This window comes from Edaphobacter sp. (assembly GCF_035532915.1).
Lineage (GTDB): Bacteria > Acidobacteriota > Terriglobia > Terriglobales > Acidobacteriaceae > Edaphobacter.
In genome coordinates this window covers 1-8,285 of record NZ_DATKQC010000168.1, presented here as the reverse complement: position 1 = coordinate 8,285, position 8,285 = coordinate 1, and the positions used below count along the sequence as shown (strand labels likewise).

At 60.1% G+C, this 8,285-nt stretch carries 8 protein-coding genes; 6 read left to right on the top strand and 2 right to left on the bottom strand.

The window, feature by feature from the left end; all coding sequences use genetic code 11:
• The 5 genes from uppS to rseP form a co-directional block, all read left to right on the top strand.
• Positions 1–532 (top strand): polyprenyl diphosphate synthase (uppS, locus tag VMU57_RS08195; RefSeq protein ID WP_325382295.1); only part of this gene is annotated, 532 nt, incomplete at its 5' end.
• 59 nt (positions 533–591) lie between these two features.
• Positions 592–1,455: a phosphatidate cytidylyltransferase gene (locus VMU57_RS08190; protein WP_325382293.1), complete on the top strand. Its 864-nt coding sequence runs from the start codon at positions 592–594 to the stop codon at positions 1,453–1,455.
• Positions 1,456–1,565: 110 nt separating this feature from the next.
• On the top strand, positions 1,566–1,913 hold the full coding sequence (locus VMU57_RS08185) for a hypothetical protein (RefSeq protein ID WP_325382291.1): 348 nt from the start codon (positions 1,566–1,568) through the stop codon (positions 1,911–1,913).
• A gap of 150 nt (positions 1,914–2,063) precedes the next feature.
• Positions 2,064–3,272, top strand: coding sequence for a 1-deoxy-D-xylulose-5-phosphate reductoisomerase (locus VMU57_RS08180; protein ID WP_325382289.1), 1,209 nt, complete (start codon positions 2,064–2,066; stop codon positions 3,270–3,272).
• Positions 3,273–3,313: 41 nt separating this feature from the next.
• A complete protein-coding gene (rseP, locus tag VMU57_RS08175; protein ID WP_325382287.1) occupies positions 3,314–4,669 on the top strand; it encodes an RIP metalloprotease RseP in 1,356 nt (451 codons plus the stop codon).
• Positions 4,670–4,741: 72 nt separating this feature from the next.
• Here rseP and VMU57_RS08170 read toward each other — a convergent pair whose 3' ends face one another.
• A complete protein-coding gene (locus VMU57_RS08170) occupies positions 4,742–5,722 on the bottom strand; it encodes a DHH family phosphoesterase (protein WP_325382285.1) in 981 nt (326 codons plus the stop codon).
• A gap of 80 nt (positions 5,723–5,802) precedes the next feature.
• On the bottom strand, positions 5,803–7,422 hold the full coding sequence (locus tag VMU57_RS08165) for a Na+/H+ antiporter (RefSeq protein ID WP_325382283.1): 1,620 nt from the start codon (positions 7,420–7,422) through the stop codon (positions 5,803–5,805).
• Positions 7,423–7,606: 184 nt separating this feature from the next.
• Here VMU57_RS08165 and VMU57_RS08160 point away from each other — a divergent pair.
• On the top strand, positions 7,607–8,285 hold a 679-nt coding region (locus tag VMU57_RS08160; protein WP_325382281.1), incomplete at its 3' end, for a penicillin acylase family protein.

The following is an 8,285-nucleotide window of genomic DNA, read 5'->3' as shown; positions in this document are numbered from 1 at the left end:
GCAAGAGGTGCAGGAGACCATGCAGTGGGCCGCCGAGTCCACGGCAAAAAACACCGGCACCGTGCTCACGCTCGCCCTCAACTACGGGGCGCGGTCCGAGATCGTCGACGCCTTCCGCAAGATCCTCACCAATCTCGCCACTGAGGCTCACACTCGCGGCTGCTCGGTAGAAGACCTGCTGGGCGCAGGCGCGCTCGATTCCCTTGACGAGCCCAGCATCAGCCGCGCCCTCTACACGGCGCACATGCCCGACCCCGACCTCATCATCCGCACCAGCGGCGAGCAGCGCATCTCCAACTTCCTGCTCTGGCAGATCGCCTACTCCGAGATCTTCGTGACCGACCGCCTCTGGCCCGACTTCCGTGGCATCCACCTGCTCGAAGCCATAGCCAACTACCAGGGCCGCGACCGCCGCTATGGCGGACTCAACGACACCAACTCCGACGAGAAAATCGACACGCTCCAGTCGGTCTCCGAACTGGAGACAGAGATCGCCACCGAGCTCAACCCCCACGAACTCAGCCGTCGTTAAACTCCTTGCAGCTCCTGCATGGAAATACAGGAACGAAGCTGTATTCTCTTCAAGACCACATGAAACGCATTCTCACTGCCATCGTCCTCATCGCTGCTGTCTTCCTGCTCATCTTCTTCGGCCAGTTGTGGATGATCACCCTCGCCGCAGCCATCATTGCGGAACTCGCCGCCTATGAATATCTCAAGCTCGCCGCCGTCGGTGCCGAGACCCACGGAGCCCAGCTCCGCATCCCCCTGTGGTGGATGACACTTGGCACAGCGCTCGCCTTCGTCGTCACCCTGCCTAACTTTCCCGTCGAAGCGCAGCTTCCCGTCCTCAGCGCGCTCACGCTGGCCCTCTTCGCCTGGAACGGCTTCCGCTCCCCCCTTATTCAGGTGTTGCCCGATACCGCGCAGGGACTCTTCGGCCTCATCTACATCGCCTATCCGCTCACCCTCATTCCCCTTATCTGGAAGAAGGAGGACGGAACCGCGCTGGTCATCTTCCTGATGGTCTGCGTCTGGGCCGGAGACATCGCCGCGCTTTACATTGGACGGGCCTTCGGAAAGCACAAGCTCGCTCCCCGCCTCAGTCCCGGCAAAACCTGGGAGGGCTCCGCGGCCAGCATCGTCGGGAGCGTCATCGCGGCATTCGTCGTTATCTACCTTGGCGACGTGCTCACCTCGCATGGCAACCTGCTTCTGCACACCTCCGAGCCGATGTGGCAATCGCTCCTGCTGGCTACTTTGCTCAACGTCGCCGCCCAACTGGGAGACCTGTTGGAATCCGCGATCAAGCGCGGAGCCGGGGTCAAAGACTCAGGCACCATGCTCCCCGGCCACGGAGGTATGCTCGACCGCATCGACGCCCTTCTGCTCGCCGCTCCCATCCTTTGGTTCGTCCTCATCCTCAAAGACGCCTTCGGCATGGGCCGTTTCTAGTACACTCTGTCTTCGTCCGGGTTTCCCTATACTTTCATCCAACAAGTAAGGCCCCGGACGCATCCAATCGCAAGAAATCGGCTACGCTCGCATACCGAGAAGGAGAACGAATGAAATTAAGAGACGCAGTACTGGGAGTTGTGGCACTCACAACACTGGCGTTCGCGCCCGCATCGCTCACCGCACAAGGACCTCCACCTCCGGGATATGGCCCGCGGCAATCATGGGAAGCGCCGCCATCGCAATATCAGCGTGATATTGAGCGTCGCGGCTTTCGTGACGGCATCGAGGGCGCACGCAAAGACTATGGAAACCATCGCCGTCCCAATGTAAATAATCGCGATGAGTACCGGCACCCGAGGGTAGACCGTCGGGACCGTCACGCCTATCGCGAAGCATTCCGCCGTGGCTATAGCGTAGGCGTTCAGCACCTCATGAACGGCAATATGCGCCGCTAACAAAGCATTCTTTACCGTCCAGAAAGCCCCGGCCCAAAACCGGGGCTTTTGCTTGCAGATTCGGAATCAACCTGGCGACACAAGAGTCTCTATCTTTCAATCAGATTTGAGGTTTATGGATAAACTCCAATCTCTGCGAAAATAAGGTTCGTGAAAAAACTTGCCATCTTAGGTTCCACCGGCTCCATTGGAAACAGCACGCTCTCCATCTGCGAGTCCTTTCCCGACCGCTACCAGGTCATCTCCCTCGCCGCGGGCCAAAACGTTGAAGTAGCCTTTGGTCAGTGTGTCCGCTGGCGTCCGAAGGTCATCTCCATCGCCACCGAAGACCTTGCGGGCCAACTCCAAAGCCGCCTCCAGGCCGCCGGCATCACCGGCATCGAAGTCGTCCACGGCACCGCCGGAACCATCCACGTCGCCACCCTGCCTGAGGTGGACTTCGTCGTCTCTGCCATCGTCGGCGTAGCCGGACTCGAAGCCACCTACGCTGCCGTCTGTGCAGGCAAGACCATCGGCCTCGCCAACAAGGAGTGCCTCGTAGCCGCAGGCGAGCTCATCATCGCCGCAGCAAAAGAACACAACGTAGCCCTGCTCCCCATCGACTCCGAGCACAATGCCGTCCATCAGGCCATGCGCGGAGGCACCCCCGCCGAGGTCAAACAGATCTGGCTCACCGCTTCTGGCGGTCCCTTCCGCAACACACCGCTCGCCGACTTCAAGCACATCACTCCGGCACAGGCGCTCAAGCATCCCACATGGGTCATGGGCCAGCGCATCACCATCGACTCGGCCACCATGATGAACAAGGGCTTCGAGGTCATCGAGGCTTGCCGCCTCTTCAACCTGCCTCCCGCGAAGGTCCGCGTCACCATCCACCCCCAGTCCACCGTGCATTCGCTGGTCGAGTTCGTCGACGGCAGCATTCTCGCCCAGATCTCGGTCACCGACATGCGCCTCCCCATCCTGTACGCGCTGGCCTATCCCGAGCGCGTCGCTGTCTCCGAAAAGGACAACCTCACCTTCGACCTTGCGACCCTCAACCATCTCGATTTTTCGCAACCCGACCTCACCCGTTTTCCCTGCCTTCGCCTCGCCTACGAGGCCGCGGAAGCCGGGGGAAAAGCACCCATCGCCCTCAACGCCGCCGACGAGATCGCCGTTGCCGCGTTCCTTAATCCTGACCCCGCCAGGGCCATCCCTTTTATGGGCATTCCGCGTACAATTGAGGATGTGCTGATCGAAACCTCCGGCCCGCGTCCGACCACCATCCAGCAAGTGCTGGAGGCAGACCTTGCCGCGAGAGAGTGCGCACGCGAAGTGATCGCCCGGCAGTCCACCGGCACTTCTCGAAATCGGTAGCCCACAACTTTCCCTATCAGCAACGAGGTCTCCACTCTCCCATGTCGACAGTCATTCAGCTTGCCATCGTCCTTGGCATCATGGTTCTAGTGCACGAACTCGGGCACTTTATCGTCGCCAAGCTCTGCCGGGTGCGCGTCGAGGTCTTCTCCATCGGCTTCGGCACCCGTCTCTTCGGCTTCAAACGTGGCGACACCGATTACCGCCTCAGCCTTCTCCCCCTTGGCGGCTACGTCAAGATGTCCGGCGAGATGCCCGGCGAAGAAAAGAGTGATGACCCCGGCGAGTTGGAAAACCATCCCCGCTGGCAGCGCGTCCTCATTGCCCTGGCTGGCCCGGTTTTCAACTTCCTGCTGGCCATTGCCTTGATGACCGGCGTCTACATGGTTCACAACGAGGTTCAGGCATACCTCAACGGGCCGGCTCACGTCGATTACGTCTCGCTCAACACCCCTGCCGCCCATACCGGCATTCAGGGCGGCGATACCATCGTCCACTACGACACCGTAGAAAATCCGACATGGGACCAGGTAGCCATCCGCTCCCTGCTGAACCTCAATCAGACTATCTCCTTCTCCTATGTCCACGACGGCCAGCGGACCAATACCAAGCTCTTCGTCGAAGCCAAGGGCGGCGCGGAAGACTTCGCCCTCGACAATCTGGGTTTCATACCCCTCAGGCAGGACTCTCCGATTGAGGTCAGCAGCCTCGAAGGAGAAGAGAATCTTCCGGCGGCCCGTGCCGGCATGAAACCCGGAGACCAGTTGGAATCCATCGACGGACTCCATCTTCACTCCGTCTACTCTCTCCATGCCTACCTGCAGGACACCGCTGGAAAGCCAGTCTCCCTCGTGGTCAATCGCCACGGCGACACCCTACCCATCCATCTCACTCCAGTCCTCGGAGATGCGGGAGATGGCACAAAGTATTTCCAACTCGGCTTCCTCCCGGTTCAGCCTCCGGTCAAAGTCCAGCGCCTTCCCTTCGGCAAAGCCATGGTCGCCTCCTGGCAATTCAACAAAAAAAGCTCGCTACTCATCGTTGAAGTCGTTAAGCGCATGTTCACGCGCCAGGTCTCCGTCCGCAGCTTGAGCGGCCCCATTGGCATCGGCCAACAAGTTCACCAGGCGATGGAGATGCAGGGTTGGACGCCTATCGTCGGCCTGATGGCTTACATCAGCATCAATCTGGGCATCCTCAATTTGCTGCCCATCCCCATCCTCGACGGCGGCATGATCCTCTTTCTCATCATCGAAAGCATCATCCGCCGCGACGTCAATCAGCAACTCAAAGAGCGTGTCTACCAAGTCGCCTTCGTCTGCATCATCATCTTCGCTGCCTTCATCATCTTCAACGACATCACCAAGCTCTCCATCTTCACCAAGGTAAAGCCTTAAAACGATCATGGGCTGAAGGAACAAGGGGGAAAATAACCTTTGTTCGTTCAGCCCATGAAATGCTTCGATGTCTTACTGTGCGGCCTGCAACTCCGCGATGACCTCTCCCGCCGCCTTCCGGGCATCGTCCTCCCGGTCAGGAGGAAAACTAATCGCTCCCACCCGAGCATGGCCGCCTCCACCGTAGCGCTCGCAGATCGCCGCAAGATTCACCAACTCCTCCGACGTCTTCTTCGTCCACGGATTCGTTCCCACCGACACCTTGGTCCTGAAAGACGATTTGCTGAGGCCAACGTTATAAGTCCCCTCGGGCAGCAGATAGTAGGGAATAAATTTGTTATATCCCTCGGTAGGCTGATCGGTGATGTCGAACGTAATCACGCCCTTGTCCACCGTGGCCCGCGAACGGATCAGCTCAATCGCGTTCTGGTGCCGCTCCATCAGCGGCCCTAGCAGAGTCTGCACAAAATCCTGATCGAGCACTCCCTGCAGCGGCATCTCCGTCAACAACGGAATCAACCGCGGCACCAGATTCTCGTCGGCAGAGCTCTCAATCACCATGGTCAGCTTCATCGCCGGAGCAGCCATCTCGACGGCAGCCTGAGCGCTTTCATACTTTGCGCCGTCCACGATGTTCGCCCATTTAATCAGTTCCGCCAGCGGAGCGGTATCGAACCCGAAGTCGACGCGACCTATATCGGCAATCAGGCTTGTGCACGAGATATAGTTCGGGTCATAGAACTTCCGCATCCGTTGCGACCCATCGGCCTGTCCCCTCTCAAAGTCCTTCTGGTCGTTCGGCGTCAAAAACGCGCTCAGGTGATGATCGAACCACCACGTCACCTTGGGCGAAGCCGAATATTTGAAGTCGACGATCGCATTCTCGCCATCGATAAAAGCACCTTCATCGAACAGCGCGCCCGCACGATGCACCAACCCTCGATAGTCGTACTGGTCGACTTTGCCGACGCACTCCCGGTGAAACCGGGTAAACACCGACGCCGAGCAGGCGCCGTCGAAACATTTATCGTGATAAAAAATCCGGCAATTCAAGCAGCAACCTCCAGGTCAGCGCCACGGCAATTCCGTGCGAAGCTCTAAGGATAGCGCACCCGAAAGCCCCGCGCCCAACGCTACAGCCGCGCGATCTGGTACCGGCTCTCCTCCAGGTCCAACTCCCGCTCCATCGTCCGCAGAACGTCGTCGCTGATGCGGCCCTCGTCGCGCAGCCGAATGATCGCCCTCCGCTCTGCCTGCACCGCTCCCTCCGCCGCATCGACTACCTGCCTGTAGGTGTGAGCGCCATGCTCCTCGTGGCTGTTGTCATGCTCCGACTCAACATCCACCAGCCGATGTTGATACCGGTCAAGCAAGTCATCGAAGGCGTGAAAGTATGCACTTCCGCAATTTTTTCTCCCCTCCTCCAAATGTGCAATCGCCTCGGTGAGGGCGATCTTTCGCGCCTCCCGCTCCTCCACGCTCATGCCCGTGCTTCCGGCCAGGCCAAGCGCGCGAATCAGCGAAGGCAGCGTCAGCCCCTGCACCACCAGCGTCACCAGGATCACGCAGAATGCCAGAAATACAATCAGGTTCCTCGGCCCGAACATTTTTCCGTTCCCCAGCATCTCCGGCACCGAAATCGCCGCTGCCAGCGCCACCACGCCCCGCATCCCCGTCCACCCGATCACAAAGACATCCCGCGCATCTGGCTGCTTTTCGACATCGCCGGCCCAACGCCGCAACAGATAGGCCATCTTCACCGCGGGATAGACCCATACGATACGCATCGCGATCAGAATTGCGCTGAAGATTCCGCCATACTCCAGCAGCGTCACCATGCCATACTGACCGCGAATCCCAGCCAGCACGTATGGCAGTTGCAGCCCGATCAACACGAACACCAGCCCATTCAGGATGAAGGTCAAAGCGTCCCATACCCCCATCACCTGCATCCGCACTCCGGGCGAAAAGAACGTCGCGCTCTTTCGGCTCAGGTAGAGTCCGCACGCTACAACTGCCAGGACACCGGAGGCGTGCACATGTTCGCCGCCAAGGTACGCTGCGTACGGCACCACCACGCTCACTACGATCTCGACCGGCCCATTGTCGATAAACTTCTCCAGCCATCCCACGACCACGCCAATCAACAGGCCAATGCCTATACCACCCACAATCAGGTAGAGCAGCCGAACGATTCCGCCGCCTACCGACGGCGTCTCGCCCCGCATGATGATACTCACTCCAAGCTCCAGCGCCAGCAGGCCGGTCGCATCGTTCAGCAGGCTCTCGCCCTCCAGAATGTCGACGATGCGGCGCGGCAGCCCAATCGATCGCGCAATCGAAGTCGCCGCAATCGCGTCGGTCGTCGCCACCACAGCGCCCAGCAGAAACCCGGCCTTCCAGTCCAGTGCAGTGATGAAGTGCTCGGAGACAACCGCAACGCCCCACACCGTAAAGCCCACCAGCCCCACCGCCAGCAGCGAGATCAGCACAAGGTTGTGGCGAAACTCCCGCCACGACGTCCCCCACGCCGCCGAGTAGAGCAGCGGCGGCAGAAAGATAAGAAACACCAGGCTGGGGTCCAGTGGAACCCGGGGCATGTGAGGAACAAAACTAATGAGCAGCCCGGCCAGCACAAGCACGATTGGATACGGCACCTTCAACCGGTGCGCGATCACCGCAAAGACGGCGACCATCATCAACAGCAGCAGGATCACCGTCTCTAATGCATGAAGACTAGCCCCTGAAGTCATCCGGCCCACCTCCTTTCCTCAAAGCTGCGACGCGCCAAACCAAGCCCGCGTCAGACACCTCCGAGCATATCAGCGGCGCCTGCGATATCTCCATCACGACGCTCCGATTCAAAATGGCCATGCTGCATGCCCCGATCCGCCAGCAGACGCCCGTACACACAGCATTTAGACTTTGAATCAGCACATGAACTCCTACGATCCAGTCCCAACCGATCCTGCTCTCCTCGCCCGCCGCTTTCCCAACGAAAATCCCTCCCCAAAGAGCAGTCTCCCGAACCGCCTGCGCCGTAATATTCTCCGCGTCATCGCTGTAGCGGTACCCCTTGTCGTCATCCTCGCCGTCGCCGTCTTCATCGGCGGACGCTACTGGACCCGCCACGCCCTGCGCAATTCCCTGCCGCAGATCGACGGCACCCTCTCCGTCGCCGAGCTCTCCGCACCCGTCACCGTTCAGCGCGACGCCCAAGGCGTTCCCCACATTCACGCGGCCACGCTCAACGATCTGGTCATCGCGCAGGGCTTCGTCACCGCGCAAGACCGTCTCTGGCAGATGGACATCCTCCGCCGCCACGCTGCCGGAGAGCTGGCCGAAATCCTCGGGCCAAGCCTCGTTCCCCACGATCGCGCCCAGCGCATCCTGCAGGTTCGCGCCTCCGCCAACCGCGCCGTCGCCACCCTCCCGCCCGACCAACTCCACTGGCTGCAGCTCTATGCCGAGGGCGTTAACGCCTCCATCACCGTGCAAGGCGCGCATCTCCCCATCGAGTTCCGCATCCTCCGCTACCGGCCTGCGCCGTGGACGCCCCGCGACTCCCTCCTCGTCGGCCTCGCCATGTTTCAGGACCTCACCAACACCTTCCCGC